Origin of the sequence: Roseomonas sp. FDAARGOS_362 (genome assembly GCF_002754815.1) — a bacterium.
GTDB lineage: Bacteria > Pseudomonadota > Alphaproteobacteria > Acetobacterales > Acetobacteraceae > Roseomonas > Roseomonas mucosa.
In genome coordinates this window covers 42192-58706 of the sequence record NZ_CP024588.1, presented here as the reverse complement: position 1 = coordinate 58706, position 16515 = coordinate 42192, and the positions used below count along the sequence as shown (strand labels likewise).

Sequence of the window (16515 nt, the reverse complement as noted above, 5' to 3'; positions counted from 1 at the left end):
TCCGTCAGCCCCCGGGCACGTGCCGTGGATTGCGCCAGACCTGCGCTCCGTCCGCCACGGTCATGGCTTCCAGGTTCCTTGCGTTCCGCGAGAAGTTGAAGCGCGAAGGCTGCTCGTGCTCCAGCACCCAACCGTGACGCCAGAACATCTCCAGCAGGTCCCCGTCGATCTTCCGCGAGTGGGTACCGATCACCAGCCAGCGCACCTGGGCGTCGAGCGCCTCCAGCGCCGATCCGCAGACATCGGTCTCCAGCCCCTGGATATCCACATGCACCAGGTCCCAGAACGGTTCACGGCCCAGTAGCCCGGTCAGCCCCAGCATGGGCAGGTCGATCACCGTGGCATGAGCGTGGCCGCGATAATCCTGGCCATCCGCATCCAAAGGTCGCGAACCATAGTCGGCCGCCGCATCCGCGCTGACAGGCCAGGGGATCGTGCCATCCGCCGTACCGATCGCCGCGTTGATCAGCCGACAGACGGCGGGGTCGACCCCGTTCTGCGCCATGTGCTCCTGCAGGAAGATGTAGCGGCCGGGATCGGCCTCCAGCCCATAGAGCAGGATATCATCGATGCCACGGCGCCGGGCCGCCGCATGGCCCGCTGCCAGCCATGGCCCGTAGCCCGCACCGATCTCCAGGATGCGGTAGCGGCTGCCAGCGGAGAGGACGCTTTTCAGCAGGCCGAGCCATTCCGGCGCCTCGGCATGGAAATCCGCCTTCAGCGGTACATCGAAAACCTTGCCGTCATGTGGCGCGAAGGTCGGGGAGTAGCGCGTGCTGGTCCGCACCCCCAGGAAATCGCGGATGAAACCTGGTTCGCCTTCTCCCCCGGCATGGGGAAAGCGACCGAACACCCCCATGTCCTGCCGGGACAGCGCCGGATGCGGCTCCACCGCGCGCCGCAGAACGTCGCGCAACCGGTGCTGCGCCTCTTCCGACCGCAGCAGTGCCTTTCCGAAACTGGCGCGGTCCGGATATCCGCACTGCACCTCGATGACGGCTTCCGACTCCGGCGGCCGCGCCAGGATCAGTTCATAGGCCGTGATGACGTCGTCGCGGGAGATCAAAGGGTTTCTCCATCAGGGATCATGGCCGGTGCTCCGGTATGCATCGACACCATCAGGCCTTCTCGATCATCCATTTCGGTTCCTCGACCCGTAGCGGCTGCCCAACCTCCGCCGCGAAATCCCGGGCGGCACGGGCCACGCCGGGCCAGGGATGATCGTCACCGATCAGCAGGCCGCCCGGTTCCAGCAGATCCCAGTACATGCGCGCATCGCGGAGGACGGGTTCGTATTCATGCGCGGCATCGATGTGGACCATGCCCGCCCGCAGACCGAGGCGCTGCAGGATGACCGCGGCATTCTCGGATGTCTGTGGGACAGGCAGGACGAGGTCCGAGACGCCTTCCGCCACGACGTTGGATAGGAACTGCCAGTACAGCGAGGGCCAGCCATGTTTCAGCCCCAGATCCTCGAAGATCCGGTCCGGCCTGTCGCGGTTCCAGTGCTCGGGGCTGCCGAGGAAGGTGTCCACGGCGATGACCGCGCCATCCAGCCCCAGCGCCTGCATGTGTTTTGCCATGTGGATGGTGGAAGCACCCTTCCAGACACCGACATCAATGACGATGCGCGGCCTGCGTGCGGTGATTTCCCGCGTCAGGGCCGGGTGGTGGCTGTTCCAGCCTTGCAGGTCCTTGCGCAGGGTCGGAGCGAAGCCGGCGTAGATGTCCTCGCCGAACAGGCGCTGCTGGAGTTCGCGCGCCATGGTATGCGGCTTCTCCTCGGACGGCTGCCTGCCAGCGGTTCTGCCGCTTGGGCTGCGCTGCGCATAGCTCCTGCTGAATTCCGCGCTGCCGACGATGCTTCGCACGACGTCCACCGGCTGCAGAGCTTTCTTCTCCAGTGCATCGGTGAAGCTGTGGAAGCCAGCCAGATCAGGCTGCCGGTCCAACAGTCCCCGGTAGAGTGTGTCCACGAAGAGATCGGCGGGAAGGCGCTCTGACGTCACCTTCACACCATTGGAACGGGCCGGATCGCTGAGCTGGGCACGAGTGGCCTCGATCATCGTGGTCAACTCCTGCGTGGTAGGAAAATCGAAGCCGTCTGGCGCATGCTCGAAGAGGACGGTGCGGCCGAAATCCAGCGCCTTGTACAGAGCGGGCGTGTAATGTTCGCCCACATCACCGATGTAGCTGCCATAAGCGGGAAAACACATGAGCCGCGCCGTTCCCAGGACGGCACTGGCGATTTCCTTGGCCGTGTCCTGCGATGTCTGAGTTGTGGTCACCCCGAACCGGGCGAAGTACGCTCGGATCTCCTCGTGTGGACGGTAGCGGTACTCACAGTCCCGGACGAAATGCAGATAGCCCTCGACGATCTCTCGCTGCCGCTTCCACTGACGTCGGGTAAGCGCGAAACCCCAGTTGTGCCCCATGGGCATGATGCGGCGGCGAAGGCGGCCATGCTCCTCCGGCGAGGCATGATGCTGGCCATAAGCCGCCACATACCCCACCCGTTCCTCGGCGAGGGCGAAGGCGGAAAGCTTCTCCAGAGCATCGAGGTAGTGCGGCGAGAGGACCATATCGTCCTCGAAGAAGATTCCCAGTTCCGCGTTCAGGGTCTCGAAGAAGAACCGCTCAGCCCGGTCGAAATTCAGCGCGATGCCCAGATTATGCGGCGCCTCGTGCACGACGCCATCGGGGAAATGGCGGCGGAAGACGCTGATGCAGGCGGCGATCTCATCTTCTGTTGCCCGCGTCATGCCACCGGAGCGGTTGCGCGCCGCATCCTGGAACAGATGCACGCGCTGCTCCGCAACCGGCAGTGTCTGGGCCTTCAGGCTGGCCAGCACACGTTCCAGCATCCCGGGCCGGTTGAAGGACATGATGGCGATCGGCGCCGGCAGAGAAACGGCAAGGCTGTCTGGCATGAACTGGTCTGTCCTGGCCCCTGTTCCCGCGTGGCGGCCGTTTCCCGGCCCATTCTTCCACGCGTTCCTCGGTCATGTTCCGGTCCGGATGGCGGGGGCATCCGGGCCGGCAATGGCATGCCCCGCTGGGCGTGCCCGCGATGTCATGCCCCGTCGAAGAGAAGACGCTCGGTGATGTTCTGCCGCCCCGGCCCATCGGTCTCCGGGGCCCAGCCGACCTGGCAGAGGCCGACGGCGAAGCGCCGCGGGTCACCCTCGGCCAGTTGCTCGGCCATGCCGATCAGCGTGAAGTCCAGGTCCACCAGCCCGTCGGCGGGCGGGGCGATGCGCAGCCGCAGCACCTTGCTGGTGTTGGGTTGCAGGACCATGCGCCCGGTCGCGGGGTTCTCGATGAACTCGGCATGGAGCGGAATCCGTACGCCTCGCGGTGCCACATGCAGAACCTGCCCCTTCGCATGGGGCGCGCCCACGAGTTGCAGATAGGCGACGATGCAGTCCGTGCCGTTCCAGACCCCATTCGCGGTCGGTTTGGCATAGAAGGCAAGCCGGGCCGCCTCCCCTGCCATCCAGGCGCCGAAGCCTTCGCAGCCGTACCAGCCATCCACCATGACCGAGCGCAACGGCTGCGCGATGTAGCTCGGCGGCATGCCATGCGTGCGCCCGAGGCTCGACGGCTTGAAGGTGGTTCCGACCGGCAGGCTGGCTACGCTGGCACGCCTGCCCTTCGGGGGACGCGCGCGCTGGCGCTCGATGGCGGCCAGGAGATTGTCAGTGACATCCTTCCAGCCGCGAGGCCGGAAGCGCGCCGCGATCTCCGCCCGGCGCCGGTCGAGCAGGCCGGGCTCGAACAGCATGCGCCGGAAGACCTCGATCCCGTCGCGCAGGTTCAACGGATCGACGTAGTCCACCAGATCGCCGCCGACCTCAGGGATCGAGCTGCTGCTGGAGGCGACGCAGGGCGTGCCATAGGTCAGGCTCTCGCCCACCGGCAGGCCCCAGCCCTCCACGAAGGACGGGAAGGCGGTGAACAGGCAGTTCTGGTAGAGGGTGGCCAGTTCCTCATCCGACAGGTCGTGCAGGATGTGCAGGCGGCCATCGAGATGGTTGGTATCGCGGATCTGGTTCATCAGATCCTGGACGCGCCAGCCGGGGCGGCCGACGAAGACGAGGTCGGGCACCGCCTCGCCCTTCGTCATCATCTCGCGCCAGATCCGGAACAGGTAGGCGTGGTTCTTGCGGGCCTCGATGGTCGAGACGCTCAGCACGAAGGGACGGTCGCGCAGGCGTGCGATGGCCGGTGTCCAGCGGCCCGGCGCCGCCGCGGGGCGCGACGGGACGGGCTTGAGCACATGCGCGAGCGGCACGGCCTCGACCTCGATCCCCGTGATGCCGTTCTCGGCCATCAGCCGGCGCATGTCCCCCGCCACGTGCTCGCTGATGGTCAGCAGGAAGTCGAAGCTGAGCAGGCCGTCGCCCATGGCCAGGGTGAACCAGACGCTCAGCGTCGGATCGCAGAACTCTGGATGGGTGATCGGGATCAGGTCATAGACATAGAGGCCGACCCGTACGCCGATCTCGCGCAGCCGGGCGCAGTTGTAGACGACGTCGCGCACGTTCCAGAAGGCGCCCAGCACCAGCAGGGTCTGCGTCGGGGCGGGCGTCAGCGTCTGGGCCGAGAGGCGCAGATCCGCCACCAGTTCCTTGAGCCTGTCATGGCTCACCACCGCACTGGTCGCGTAGCGGATCATCTGCGCCAGCACGTCGCTCTGCAGCAGGAGAAGCCCGGTCGGGCTGCTGATCACGAAGCGGTAGGCGTTCAGCGCCGCGGGTGGCAGGGCCAGGACCTGCTCGATGATGTTGGCCTGCACCCGCTGGATGCCGGAAAGGGTCTTGTGGTTGTCGAGGTAGTGCAGGAGGTCCGTCACCTCCAGCAGCGTGGCCGTGGCGAGTTCCTGTTCCGTCCAGTGGCCCATCAACTCCGTGGCGATCTGGCTCTCCCCCAGCATCACCAGTTCCCGATAGGCATCGGCCGAGGCCCCCAGCCGCAGCGCCCCGGCCAGGCACTCGATGGCCTCGCCACGCCGACCGGCCAGGACCAGCGCGCGGCCGAACTGGAGCTGGGCGTCGCCGTCCTCAGGCGCGAGGGCCGCCGCGCGGCGATAGGCCAGCAGGGCATCGGCGGTCTGGCTCTGTTCCTTGAGCGCGTGGCCCAGCTGCACCCAGATGGGGGCATCCTCCGGCTCCGCCTCCAGATGCAGGCGGTAGAACTCCGCTGCGGCGGTCCAGTCCTTCCGATCCCGGGCTTCATCGCCTGCCCGCCGGAACTGGCGGTCCTCACCCCGCAGAGGGGATGTCAGGGAAGCCAGCTTGGTCAAGATCAGTTCCCCGCCACGCATGATTCGTCCGCTCACAAAACTGAGCGATCATCTGTTATCCAATCGAACCATACAACCCGTGGGAGAAACTAAAGAAAGGAATATCCCTTTTGGCGAGTTTACGTGAAGCCGTAGCGTGGATGCGCAGAGGATCAGGCACCTCCACACGTCTCACCTGTCAGCCAACGCCGTGGCGCCCCATTTCCAGGAACTTCTCGCGACGGCGGCTCTTCAGGGTTGCACCATCGACGGACAGCAGCGGCTGCAGGACTTCCCAGACCTTCTGCCCCACATCGGACACCGCCTTGGCCGGGTCGCGGTGCGCGCCGCCCAGCGGTTCCGGCACCACCGCGTCCACGAGGTTCAGGCGCAGCAGGTCCTCCGCCGTCAGCTTGAAGGCCTCCGCCGCCTGCGGCGCCTGGGCGGCGTCGCGCCACAGGATGGAGGCGCCGCCTTCCGGCGAGATGACGCTGTAGATGCTGTGCTCCAGCATCAGGATGCGGTCCGCCGCGGCCAGGGCGATGGCGCCGCCGGAACCGCCCTCGCCGATGATCGTGGCGACCACGGGCACCGGCGCCTCCAGGCAGGCCTCGATGGAGCGCGCGATGGCCTCGGCCTGCCCGCGCGCCTCGGCCTCGATGCCGGGAAAGGCGCCCGCCGTGTCCACGAAGGTGATGATCGGGATGCCGAAGCGCCCGGCGAGCTCGATCAGGCGCCGCGCCTTGCGGTAGCCTTCCGGCTTGGCGCTGCCGAAATTGTGCTTGATGCGGGTCTCGGTGTCGGTGCCCTTCTCGGTGCCCAGGACCATCACCGAATGGCCGCGGAAGCGGCCAAGGCCGCCCACCACCGCCTCGTCATCGGCGAAGGCGCGGTCCCCCGCCAGCGGCGTGAACTCCTCGACCAGCGCCTCGATATAGGCCAGGCATTTCGGCCGCTCCGGGTGGCGGGCCACCTGCGCCTTCTGCCAGGGGGAGAGCTTGCTGTAGGTGGCGGCGAGGAGCTTCTCGGCCTTGTCCTGCAGGCGGCCGACTTCTTCCGCCACATCGATGCCGCCGGCATCGGTGGTCCGGCGGAGTTCCTCGATCTGGCCTTCCAGCTCGGCGATCGGCTTTTCGAAATCCAGGAAATGACGCATCGGGGGTCCGTACACGGGGGCGTGCGGAGCGGCTAGAGCGGATCGTGCCGGAAGGGAAGCGCCGGACCCGCGAATCCGCCCCGCCAGGAAGGGAAGGCGATGCCCTGGCCCCGGCCGTGCAGGCAAGGCCCAATGCGCGGCGGCGGCGTGCCCGTCAGCGGCCTGCCTCGTCCGGCTTCTCGACCTGGCCGCGCCGTTGCAGGCGGAGCGCCACCAGCCAGCACGAAAGGGCCCAGGCCGCGCCCAGGCACCAGCCGGCCAGCACGTCGGTCGGCCAGTGCACCCCCAGGTAGATCCGGCTGGCACCCACCAGCAGCGTCACCGCCACCGCGACGGCCATCACATAGAGCTTCAGCCGCGGCCCGGCCTGGATGCGCGTCATCAGCGCCCCCAGGGTCAGGTAGGTGACGGCCGAAAGCATGGCATGGCCGCTGGGGAAGCTGGCGGTGAAGACCTCCACCATATGTGGCACCACATCCGGCCGTGGCCGCTCGAAGGCCAGCTTCACCAGCAGGGACAGCACGGTGCCGCCCAGGATGGACACCGCGGTCAGCAGGGCCGCGCCGCGCTTGCGCTCCAGCAGCAGGCCGCCCAGCACCACGAGGCTCACGGAAACCAGGATCACGTTGCTGCCCAGGGCCGTCACGTCCTGGGCGATCGCCGGCAACCAGCGGGGACCGATCGGATGCTCCAGGTCGGCCGGGTCCCGCAGCAGGAGCAGCATGTGACGGTCGAAGCCCTCCAGGCTGTCACCATGCACCAGCGCCGCCAGCGCCACGAAGCCAAGCAGCCCGCCCGCCACCAATAGCAGGCCGAGCAGCCCCGGCAGTTCGGGCATGGCGTCGCGCCGCTCGAATCGGGTCATGCGTGTCCTCCTTCCCGCCCTTGCCCTGGCGAGGTGCCCCGGTTCTCCCTTCGCCCCCGCCAGGGCAGCAACGGCTCAGCCGGCGTCGCGTTCACCCGCCGGCACGGCGGCGTCGGAGAGCGGGTGGTGCAGTTCCATCACCGCCCGCAGCCGCTCCTCCAGCACCTTGGTGTAGATCTGCGTGGTCGCGATATCGGCATGGCCGAGCAGCACCTGCAGCGAGCGCAGATCCGCCCCCCGGTTCAGCAGGTGCGTGGCAAAGGAGTGGCGCAGCACATGCGGCGTCGCCCGCGCCGGGTCCAGCCCGGCCTCCCGCGCCGCCGCATGCAGCAACTGGTTCAGACGCTGCCGCGTCAGATGCCCCGCCGCGGCGCGAGAGGGAAAGAGCCAGCGCGCGCCCGGCCGGCCCTTCCCCTCCTCCGGGGCCGACTTCGGGACCAGATCGGCCAGGGCCTGCCGCGCCCGGGCGCTGATCGGGATCAGCCGCTCCCGCCCGCCCTTGCCCCGGATGGCGATCAGCGGCGCCGTGTCGCGCAGCGCCGCCGCCGGCAGGGCGACCAGTTCGCTGGCCCGCAGGCCGGAGCCGTAGAGCAGCTCGGAGACCGCCACGGCCAGCAGGCCGCTGCGCCCCGGCAGGCGGGAGGCCCCGGCGATCAGCGCCTCCACCTCCTCCTCCCGCAAGGCCTTGGGCAGGGATTGCGGCAGGCGCGGCGTGTCGAGCAGCGCGGTCGGGTCATCGCGCCGCATTCCCTCGCGGGCCAGGAAGCGGAAGAACTGGCGCAGCGCCGAAAGCCGCCGGGCGACGGTGCGCGCCGAAAGCCCGGCGCCCGAAAGGCCGGAAAGATAGCCGCGCAAGGCCTCGGGCGTGGCGCTTTCCAGCGATCCGCCCTTCCGGCGCAGCCATCCCGCCACATCCGTCAGGTCCGCCTCGTAGGCGGCCAGGGTGTTGCGGGCGGCGCCGCGTTCGGCCGCCAGCATCTCCAGAAAGGCCTCGACACGGGCATCCATGGCGTGCAGGAGGGCCGCCCGGCGACGCCCTCAGCGCGTGCCGAAGCGCTCTGCCGGGATGGTCCGCTCCACCGGCTGTGGACTCACATCGGGCGGAAAGGCACCAATGACGAGCAGGCCCACGGCGAGCAGTGCGATGATGACAAGAATGATCAGGGTCAGTGGGCGACGAAACATGGAGTTGCGCGTGGTCCCTCGCGTGCGGGCGAAGCCGTGCTAGCCTTGGGCATCGTGTCGCGCAACCTGGACATCCTCGCCGATCCGCATTCGGAGCGAAACCGTGGCCCCGCCGCCCCGCCGGCGGAGGCCGGGCCGGCTCCGGAAAGGACCCGGGCGGAGAGCAAGGCGGGGCATATCCAGGGGGAAAGGACCCCGGGCCCGGATTCCGTGTCCGTGGAGCGGATGGCATCCGCCGCGACCCGCAGCATCGTCCTGGTCGGGCTGCCGGGCGCCGGGAAGTCCTCGATCGGCCGGCGACTCGCGGCGCGGCTCGGCTGTCCCTTCCTCGACACCGATGCCGAGATCGAGGCCGCGGCCGGCCTGCCCGTCTCCGAGATCTTCGCCCGCTATGGCGAAGCGCATTTCCGCGACGGCGAGCGGCGGGTGATCGCCCGCATCCTGGCCGGCCCGCCGGTGGTGCTGGCGACGGGCGGCGGCGCCTTCAACGATCCGCGCACGCGCGCCGCGGTGCGTGCCTCCGGCGCCGTCGCCGTCTGGCTGCGCTGCTCTCTGCCCGCCCTGGTGCGACGGGTGGCCGGGCGGGACCATCGCCCCATGTTCGTCGGGCGCGACGCGGCCGAGGTCCTGCGCGGGCTCATGCAGGTGCGCCATCCTTATTATGCGGAAGCCGATATCGTGGTGGATTGCACCGATGAGACCCCTGACATGACGACCGCCGATGTCGAAACGGCGCTCCATGCCCATGAGGCGCCGTCCCGCCTGCCGGTCACGCTGGGCGCGCGCAGCTACGAGGTCGCCATCGGCGGGCACCTGCTCGAACGCGCCGGGGGGCTGCTGGCCCCGGTGCTGCCGGCGCGCCGCGTGGCCGTGGTGTCCGACGCGGCGGTGGCGGCCCTGCACGGCGCCCGGCTGCGGGCCGGGCTGGAGGATGCGGGCTTCGAGATCCGCGCCGAGATCGCCGTGCCGCCCGGCGAGGCCTCCAAGAGCATGGCCTCGCTCGAAGCCGTGCTGGACGCGCTGCTCGGCGCCGGGATCGACCGCAAGACGACCGTGATCGCCCTGGGCGGCGGCGTGGTGGGCGACCTGGCCGGCTTCGCGGCTGCCGTTGCCCTGCGCGGCCTGCCTTTCGTGCAGGTGCCGACGACCCTGCTGGCCCAGGTGGACTCCTCGGTCGGCGGCAAGACCGGGATCAACCTGCGCGCCGGCAAGAACCTCGCCGGCGCCTTTCACCAGCCACGCATGGTCCTGGCGGATATCGGCACCCTCGCCTCCCTGCCCCCGCGCGAGCTGCGCGCCGGCTGGGCGGAGGTCGCCAAGCACGGGCTGCTGCAAGGGCCGCTCTGGGACTGGTGCGAGGCGCAGGGGCCGGCGGCCATGGCCGGGGACCCGGCGGCGCTGCGCCACGCGGTGCTGGAATCCTGCCGCCTGAAATCCGCCGTGGTGGCCGCCGACGAACGCGAGGAATCCGCCGAGGGCGGCCGGGCGCTGCTGAATCTCGGCCATACCTTCGGCCATGCGGTGGAAGCCGAGTGCGGCTATGACGGCAGCCTGCTGCATGGCGAGGGGGTGGCGATCGGCCTGGCCCTGGCGGCGAAGCTCTCCGCCCGGCTCGGCCATTGCGACCCGGCCCTGCCCGGGCGCGTGGTGGCGCATCTGCGCGCCGTGGGCCTGCCCGCCTCGATCCGTGACCTGGAGCGGCGCTTCACCGTGGAGGCGCTACTGGGCCGGATGCGCAAGGACAAGAAGGTGCGCGACGGCGCGCTCCGCTTCGTGCTGATCCGCGAGCCGGGCGACGTCTTCACCACGGGCGACGTGCCAGAGGATGTGGTGGCGGCCCTGCTGCGGGAGGACGGCGCCACCGGCTGAGGCGTTCCCCGCGCCCCTGGGAGCCCCCGGCCCGTCCAGGGATCGCGCCCTCCCTGCTGCCGGAAGTATGGCACCCTCACGCTGCGGGCGATTCCGCCGCCGGCGATCGCGGGCTAGGCTCGTCCCATGCCCCTTTCCCAGCCCGAGGCGCGCACCCTCCAGCACAGCCGCGACATCACCCTGCGCGGCTATGAGCGCGAGGACGGGTCCTTCGACATCGAGGCCCGCCTGACCGACACCAAGGCCTATCCGCTGCCCAACCTGGACCGCGGCACCCTCATGCCGGGCGAGGCCCTGCACGACATGTGGATCCGGCTGACGGTGGATGCCGAGCTGCTGATCCTGTCCTGCGAGGCGGCGACGGACAGTTCGCCCTATTCGATCTGCCCGGACATCGCGCCGAACTTCGCCCGGCTGGCCGGAATCCGCATCGGCCCCGGCTTCAACCGTGCCGTGAAGGAGCGGGTCGGCGGCACCGAGGGCTGCACCCATCTGCGCGAACTCCTGGCGCAGATGGCCACCGTCGCCTACCAGACCCTCCACTCGGCCCGCACCCGCCGGCGCCGGCAGGCCGGCGAGGGCGAGCCGCCCCTGTCGCCGGCGATCCTCGGCACCTGCCATGCCTATGCGCCCGACAGCCCCGTGGTGCGGCGGCGGAAAGGCTGACACGCCGGCGCGGCTCGTTGCTCCCGGACGCTTCCTGGCCGCGCCGGATCTTGTCCTACCGGCGCTCGGCCGCCATGACGGCGCCGAGTTCCTCTGTCACGCTGACCGGTTCCAGTGCCGGCCGGGCCTCCGCAGCGGGCCGGGGGGCGCCGCGGGTCAGCCGCTGGCCCAGCCGCATGCTGGGCGTCTCCACCAGCCGGTAGCCGAGTTCCGCCACCACCAGCGAAACGGGGATCGCCAGCAGCACCGCGAGGCCGGGCGGCACGATTCCCACCAGGCCATGCGCCAGGGCCAGGATGACGATCTGGTGGAAGAGATAGAGGCTGTAGGAGATCTCCCCGAGCCGGCGCAGCGGCCGGATGGCCGCCAGGCGGTGGAACAGGGCGGTGCTGATCGCGGCGGTGATGATCACCGTGGCGGAGAAGCCCATGCCCAGCATCCAGACCAGCTTCATCGCCATGCTCGTGGTGGAGACCGGCCCCCAGGCCGGCATGCCCAGCAGCAGCAGCGCCATGGCCACCAGCCCCAGCCGCGCCACGGCGGGCAGGCCGGAGAAGAACCGTTCCAGCCTTTCGCGCTGGAACCAGAGCGCCGAGCCCAGGAAGAAGAGCGGCATCCACTGGAACAGGAAGGCGAGGCTGCCCAGCGGGGTCATGGGCAGGGTCTGGCCGTCCCGGCTCATGAAGCCCGCCGCCGCCATGTAGAGGCCCAGGGCCAGCAGCGGTGCCCAGAGGCTGCGGCTCCTCACCAGCAGGAAGACCAGCGGGAAGATCAGCGAGGCCCGCAGTTCGACGATCAGGCTCCACATCGGGGCGTTCAGATCGTGATAGGGCTCCATGCCATAGGCCGCGAAATGGCCGAGGACCAGGTCCGGCGTGAGCGGCATGGACCAGGAGGTCGTGTTCAGCCAGTCGCTCATGCCGGGAATGGCGCCCTTGTAGGTCGCGGCATAGAAACCGGCCGCCACCAGCACCGCGGCGGCAAAGGGCAGGTAGATCCGGCAAAGCCGCTTCACCACATACTGCCCATACGAGATGCCGCGCCCGTTCTCGAAGGATGCGGAAAGGACGAAGCCGCTCAGCACGAAAAACACCGCGACGCAGCCGGGCCCGGCCACGAGGAACCGTGCCGGCGTGTATTTCAGCGCGAAGAAAAGATAGTCGGCGAGGCCGGATGCCCCGGTCAGCGGTGGCACATGGAATGCCTGTGGAAACGACATCCAGACATGGTGAAGAAGCACAATGAAAGCGGCGAGACCTCGTACGACGTCCAGCTCATGGTAGCGCCTGGAAGGCATTCGTCCTGATCTCCCTCAATCAGTCAGCAGAGAGGCGCCGGCGGAGGGGTGTACAACCCATCCGGCAAGACTTGGCGGCCAATGCACCTTAAAATGAAATTACATCCATATCATGAGACGTTCGCACAGCGGCAAACGAGAAAGCAAGAAAGCTGCTCAGACCCGGTCGTGAAATGTTTTGGAAGCGGGCCGGCTCCCCCCGGCCCCTTCCCTGCAATTCCCCTTCGCGGCCTATACCCTCAGCCCTCGCCCGGCGCCCTGGCCTCGATGGCGAGGGCATGCAGACCACCGGCGAATTCCCCCGCCAGCGTGGCGTTCACGGCACGTTGCCGGGCCACCCGGGATTGCCCCTGGAATCCCGCCCAGACCACCCGGACGGCATAATGCGTCTCGCCCCCCGGCCGGGCGCCGGAATGGCCGGCGTGGTGATGGCTGTCGTCACGCACCGTGACCTCGGCGCCCGGAAAGGCGGCGGCCAGGGCGGCGTGCAGGCGGGCGGCGCGCGCGCCCGCAGAATGAGGATGCTCTGGGATCATGCAACCGCTTTTTCCATGCGTTACCGATGTTTGTGAAGCGTAGGATACTGCCTTGCCCGCATGGCGCCGGACGCCCATAAGGGGGACACCATGGCCCGACGCGGCACGACACACACCCCGCTCTCACCCGGAAGCAGCAGCTTCCGCCGTTGCGATTTCCCAGGCTGCGAGGCGGCCGGGGAGTTTCGCGCCCCTCGCGACCGGTCCCGCCTGCGCGACTATTATCATTTCTGCCTGGAACATGTCCGCGCCTACAATCAGGCGTGGGACTTCTACAAGGGAATGACGCCGGAGGAGATCGAAGTCCATCTCAAGGAGGATTCCGGCTGGCAGCGCCCGACCTGGCCTCTTGGCCGCCTCGGCATGCAGGGCAAGTTCGATCCCTCGCAGCTCAAGGACCCGCTCGGCCTCTTCGCCGACGCCAAGCCCACCCCTCGAAAATCGGCGACCAAGGCCCCAGCTGAGCTCCGTGCCGCGCTCGACGTGCTGGGCCTCGGCTGGCCGCTCGAGGAAGATGCGCTGCGCGAGCGTTGGAAAGAGCTCGCCAAGCGTTATCATCCGGACACCAACGGCGGCGACAAGTCGGCCGAGGAACGTCTGAAGGACGTGAACCGCGCCTACAGCCTGCTGCGCAAGCGGCTCGCCACCCTGGGGGCCCAGGCGACCAGCGTCGCCGCCTGAGGCCCTTGCCACACTGACACTGAGAAGCGGGAACCCCCCGATGGACACCATCGCCACCTTGCCCGACAGCCGTCCCGACATGCCCGACGCGCGGGTCAAGGTGCGCGAGGTCTTCGGGATCGACACGGACCTCGAGGTCCCGGCTTTCTCGAACCCGACCGAGCACGTGCCGGAGCGCGACCCGACCTACCGCTTCGACAAGGACACGACGCTCGCGATCCTGGCCGGCTTCGCCTTCAACCGCCGCGTGATGATCCAGGGCTATCACGGCACCGGCAAATCCACCCATGTGGAGCAGGTGGCGGCCCGGCTGAACTGGCCCTGCATCCGCGTGAACCTGGACAGCCACATCAGCCGCATCGACCTGGTGGGCAAGGACGCCATCGTCCTGAAGGACGGCAAGCAGGTCACCGAGTTCAAGGAAGGCATCCTTCCCTGGGCCTTGCAGCGCCCCTGCGCCATCGTGTTCGACGAGTACGACGCGGGCCGCCCCGACGTGATGTTCGTGATCCAACGCGTGCTGGAGGTCGAGGGCAAGCTCACCCTGCTGGACCAGAACCGCGTGATCCGCCCGCATCCGGGCTTCCGCATCTTCGCCACCGCCAACACGGTGGGCCTGGGCGACACGACCGGCCTGTATCACGGCACGCAGCAGATCAACCAGGGCCAGATGGACCGCTGGAACATCGTGGCGACGCTGAACTACCTGCCGCACAAGCAGGAGACCGACATCGTCTCCGCCAAGATGGGCGTGACCGACCCGAAGGGCCGCAAGCAGATCGAGGCGATGGTCAGCCTCGCCGACCTGACGCGCGCGGGCTTCATCGCCGGCGACATTTCCACCGTCATGTCGCCGCGCACGGTCATCACCTGGGCCGAGAACGCCAAGATCTTCGGCGATGTCGGCTTCGCCTTCCGCCTCTCCTTCCTCAACAAGTGCGACGAGGCGGAGCGCGCCACGGTGGCGGAATACTACCAGCGCTGCTTCAACGAGGAGATCCCGACGGGCCTCTACGTCAAGGCCTGACGGAAAGGCGGGGCGGCGCGCCGGGCGCTGCCGCCCCACGGGATGACTGCGGCCGGTGGGAGAGGTGTCGGTGAGCAATTCCAAGGATCTGTCCCGCCAGGAGGAATTCAAGCGGGCCACCGCCGGCGCGGTCCGCGCCATCGCCCGCACCGATGACGTGCAGGTGGCCTTCCAGCCCGGCCCCTCCGGCCTGACCGGCAAGCGCGCCCGCCTGCCGCTGCCGACCCGTGCCCTGCCGCCCGCCGAGATGGCGCGGCTGCGCGGTGCCGCCGATGCCGTGGCGCTGAAGCTGCGCTACCACGACGAGACCACCCACGCCGCCCGCCTGCCCGCGCGCCGCGACGCGAAGGAGGTCTTCGACACGCTGGAGCAGGCGCGGGTCGAGGCGGTGGGCAGCCGGGCGATGCCGGGCGTGGCCGCCAACCTCCAGGCGAGGCTGACCGAGCAGGCCGAGGCCGAGGGCTATGACCGGATGACCCGCAAGGACCAGCTGCCCCTGCCGGTGGCGCTGGGCCTGCTGGCGCGGGAGAAGCTGTCCGGCGAGCCGGTGCCCGAGCCCGCCCGCCGCGTCCTCGACCTGTGGCGCGACACGCTGGGCGAGCGGGCCGAGGCCGCGCTCGACGAGATGGCGGGCAGCACCGAGGACCAGGACGCCTTCGCCCGCGCCGCCCGCAAGCTGCTGACCGCGCTCGACCTCGCCGAGGCCGAGGTGGAGGCCGAGAGCAGCGAGGACGAGGAGCAGCAGGGCGACCAGGGCGCCGACTCCTCCCAGGTCCAGGACAATTCCGGCGAGGGCGAGGCCCAGTCCGAGGATGCCGAGAGCATGCTCGGCGCCCAGCCCGAGCAGGCCCAGGGCGAGGCCGCCGAGGATGAGGGCGAGGGCGAGGAGGAGGACGGTTCCGCCGCGGAGGGCGAGGACCGCCCGGGCGGGCCGCAGCAGCGCAAGGAGGTCCCCGCCTCCGACGACGCCTCGGTGTACCGCGCCTATACCAAGAGGTTCGACGAGGAGGTCGGCGCCGACGACCTTTGCGACCCGGAGGAGCTGGCCCGGCTGCGGCAGCAGCTCGACCAGCAGCTTTCCCACCTGCAGGGCGTGGTCTCCAAGCTGGCCAACCGCCTCCAGCGCCGCCTGATGGCGCAGCAGCAGCGCGCCTGGGAGTTCGACCTGGAGGAAGGGATGCTGGACGTGGCGCGGCTGGCCCGCGTCATCTCCAACCCGACCTATTCCCTGTCCTACAAGCGGGAGCGGGAGGCGGATTTCCGCGACACGGTCGTCACCCTGCTGATCGACAATTCCGGCTCCATGCGTGGCCGCCCGATCACCGTGGCCGCCATGTGCTGCGACATCCTGGCCCGCACGCTGGAGCGCTGCGCGGTGAAGACCGAGATCCTGGGCTTCACCACCCGCGCCTGGAAGGGCGGCCAGTCGCGCGAGCGCTGGGTGCAGGACGGCAAGCCGCGCAATCCCGGCCGGCTGAACGACCTGCGCCATGTCGTGTACAAGGCGGCGGACGAGCCCTGGCGCCGGGCGCGCAAGAATCTCGGGCTGATGCTGCGCGAGGGGCTGCTGAAGGAGAACATCGACGGCGAGGCGCTGGACTGGGCCTATCGGCGCATGCTTTCCCGCGCCGAGCACCGCCGCATCCTGATGGTGATCAGCGACGGCGCGCCGGTGGATGACAGCACTCTTTCGGTGAATCCGGGCAACTACCTGGAGCGGCACCTGCGCAAGGTGATCGCCGACATCGAGGGCCGTGACATCGTGGAGCTGGTGGCCATCGGCATCGGCCATGACGTCACCCGCTACTACCGCCGCGCCGTGACCATCGTGGATGCCGAGGAGCTGGGCGGCACCATGATGCAGAAGCTGGCCGAGCTCTTCGACGAGGATGCCGCGGCCGCCTACCAGCGCGCTGCCGCCGAGCGTTCCCCCGCCCTGATCTGACGGG

General features: G+C 69.2%; 14 protein-coding genes. 5 read left to right on the top strand and 9 right to left on the bottom strand.

Annotated features, from left to right (window positions below; translation table 11 throughout):
• Positions 1-4: 4 nt before the first annotated feature.
• The 7 genes from CTJ15_RS05040 to CTJ15_RS24250 all read right to left on the bottom strand — a co-directional run bounded on the left by CTJ15_RS05040 (position 5) and on the right by CTJ15_RS24250 (position 8490).
• Entirely contained in the window at positions 5-1066 is a 1062-nt protein-coding gene (locus CTJ15_RS05040; protein ID WP_075821523.1) for a hypothetical protein, read from the bottom strand.
• Positions 1067-1118: 52 nt separating this feature from the next.
• Positions 1119-2930, bottom strand: coding sequence for a class I SAM-dependent methyltransferase (locus CTJ15_RS05035; RefSeq protein WP_083755378.1), 1812 nt, complete (start codon positions 2928-2930; stop codon positions 1119-1121).
• Positions 2931-3073: 143 nt separating this feature from the next.
• A complete protein-coding gene (locus CTJ15_RS05030; RefSeq protein WP_126281834.1) occupies positions 3074-5305 on the bottom strand; it encodes a glycosyltransferase family 1 protein in 2232 nt (743 codons plus the stop codon).
• A gap of 178 nt (positions 5306-5483) precedes the next feature.
• Positions 5484-6440 carry an acetyl-CoA carboxylase carboxyltransferase subunit alpha gene (locus tag CTJ15_RS05025; protein WP_019463254.1) on the bottom strand — a complete coding sequence of 319 codons (957 nt, stop codon included), beginning with the start codon at positions 6438-6440 and terminating at the stop codon, positions 5484-5486.
• A 154-nt stretch (positions 6441-6594) separates the two neighbouring features.
• Positions 6595-7305, bottom strand: coding sequence for a phosphatase PAP2 family protein (locus CTJ15_RS05020; RefSeq protein ID WP_019463255.1), 711 nt, complete (start codon positions 7303-7305; stop codon positions 6595-6597).
• Positions 7306-7380: 75 nt separating this feature from the next.
• The gene (locus CTJ15_RS05015) at positions 7381-8313 is read right to left on the bottom strand and encodes a tyrosine recombinase (protein ID WP_099781273.1); all 933 of its coding nucleotides are present in this window, start codon (positions 8311-8313) and stop codon (positions 7381-7383) included.
• Between the two features lie 30 nt (positions 8314-8343).
• Positions 8344-8490, bottom strand: a complete 147-nt coding sequence (locus CTJ15_RS24250; protein WP_019463257.1) for a hypothetical protein — start codon at positions 8488-8490, stop codon at positions 8344-8346.
• A 36-nt stretch (positions 8491-8526) separates the two neighbouring features.
• Here CTJ15_RS24250 and aroB point away from each other — a divergent pair, with 36 nt between their 5' ends.
• Both aroB and CTJ15_RS05005 read left to right on the top strand, forming a co-directional pair.
• A complete protein-coding gene (gene aroB / locus CTJ15_RS05010; protein ID WP_226946047.1) occupies positions 8527-10359 on the top strand; it encodes a 3-dehydroquinate synthase in 1833 nt (610 codons plus the stop codon).
• Positions 10360-10485: 126 nt separating this feature from the next.
• The gene (locus CTJ15_RS05005) at positions 10486-11025 is read left to right on the top strand and encodes a DUF2889 domain-containing protein (RefSeq protein WP_099781272.1); all 540 of its coding nucleotides are present in this window, start codon (positions 10486-10488) and stop codon (positions 11023-11025) included.
• 55 nt (positions 11026-11080) lie between these two features.
• On the opposite strand, the gene CTJ15_RS05000 is transcribed toward CTJ15_RS05005, so the two are convergent.
• Positions 11081-12244, bottom strand: coding sequence for an acyltransferase (locus tag CTJ15_RS05000; RefSeq protein ID WP_255414123.1), 1164 nt, complete (start codon positions 12242-12244; stop codon positions 11081-11083).
• Between the two features lie 317 nt (positions 12245-12561).
• Positions 12562-12858 (bottom strand): BolA family transcriptional regulator, encoded by a 297-nt coding sequence (locus CTJ15_RS04995; RefSeq protein ID WP_019460741.1) that lies wholly within the window; start codon positions 12856-12858, stop codon positions 12562-12564.
• A gap of 60 nt (positions 12859-12918) precedes the next feature.
• Between CTJ15_RS04995 and CTJ15_RS04990 the strand changes: the two genes are divergently transcribed.
• From CTJ15_RS04990 to cobT, 3 genes are all read left to right on the top strand, one after another.
• Positions 12919-13539, top strand: coding sequence for a J domain-containing protein (locus tag CTJ15_RS04990; protein WP_099781270.1), 621 nt, complete (start codon positions 12919-12921; stop codon positions 13537-13539).
• A gap of 40 nt (positions 13540-13579) precedes the next feature.
• Positions 13580-14566 (top strand): cobaltochelatase subunit CobS, encoded by a 987-nt coding sequence (gene cobS / locus CTJ15_RS04985; protein WP_019460739.1) that lies wholly within the window; start codon positions 13580-13582, stop codon positions 14564-14566.
• A gap of 70 nt (positions 14567-14636) precedes the next feature.
• Positions 14637-16511 carry a cobaltochelatase subunit CobT gene (cobT, locus tag CTJ15_RS04980; RefSeq protein ID WP_051004787.1) on the top strand — a complete coding sequence of 625 codons (1875 nt, stop codon included), beginning with the start codon at positions 14637-14639 and terminating at the stop codon, positions 16509-16511.
• The last annotated feature ends 4 nt before the right edge of the window (positions 16512-16515 follow it).

Excerpts from the sequence above, each read along its gene's own strand:
- CTJ15_RS05035 (WP_083755378.1), bottom strand. The coding sequence starts at position 2,930 with ATGCCAGACAGCCTTGCCGTTTCTCTGCCGGCGCCGATCGCCATCATG.
- CTJ15_RS05025 (WP_019463254.1), bottom strand. The coding sequence starts at position 6,440 with ATGCGTCATTTCCTGGATTTCGAAAAGCCGATCGCCGAGCTGGAAGGC.
- CTJ15_RS05020 (WP_019463255.1), bottom strand. The coding sequence starts at position 7,305 with ATGACCCGATTCGAGCGGCGCGACGCCATGCCCGAACTGCCGGGGCTG.
- CTJ15_RS05015 (WP_099781273.1), bottom strand. The coding sequence starts at position 8,313 with ATGGATGCCCGTGTCGAGGCCTTTCTGGAGATGCTGGCGGCCGAACGC.
- CTJ15_RS24250 (WP_019463257.1), bottom strand. The coding sequence starts at position 8,490 with ATGTTTCGTCGCCCACTGACCCTGATCATTCTTGTCATCATCGCACTG.
- CTJ15_RS05005 (WP_099781272.1), top strand. The coding sequence starts at position 10,486 with ATGCCCCTTTCCCAGCCCGAGGCGCGCACCCTCCAGCACAGCCGCGAC.
- CTJ15_RS05000 (WP_255414123.1), bottom strand. The coding sequence starts at position 12,244 with ATGTCGTTTCCACAGGCATTCCATGTGCCACCGCTGACCGGGGCATCC.
- CTJ15_RS04995 (WP_019460741.1), bottom strand. The coding sequence starts at position 12,858 with ATGATCCCAGAGCATCCTCATTCTGCGGGCGCGCGCGCCGCCCGCCTG.
- CTJ15_RS04990 (WP_099781270.1), top strand. The coding sequence starts at position 12,919 with ATGGCGCCGGACGCCCATAAGGGGGACACCATGGCCCGACGCGGCACG.
- cobS (WP_019460739.1), top strand. The coding sequence starts at position 13,580 with ATGGACACCATCGCCACCTTGCCCGACAGCCGTCCCGACATGCCCGAC.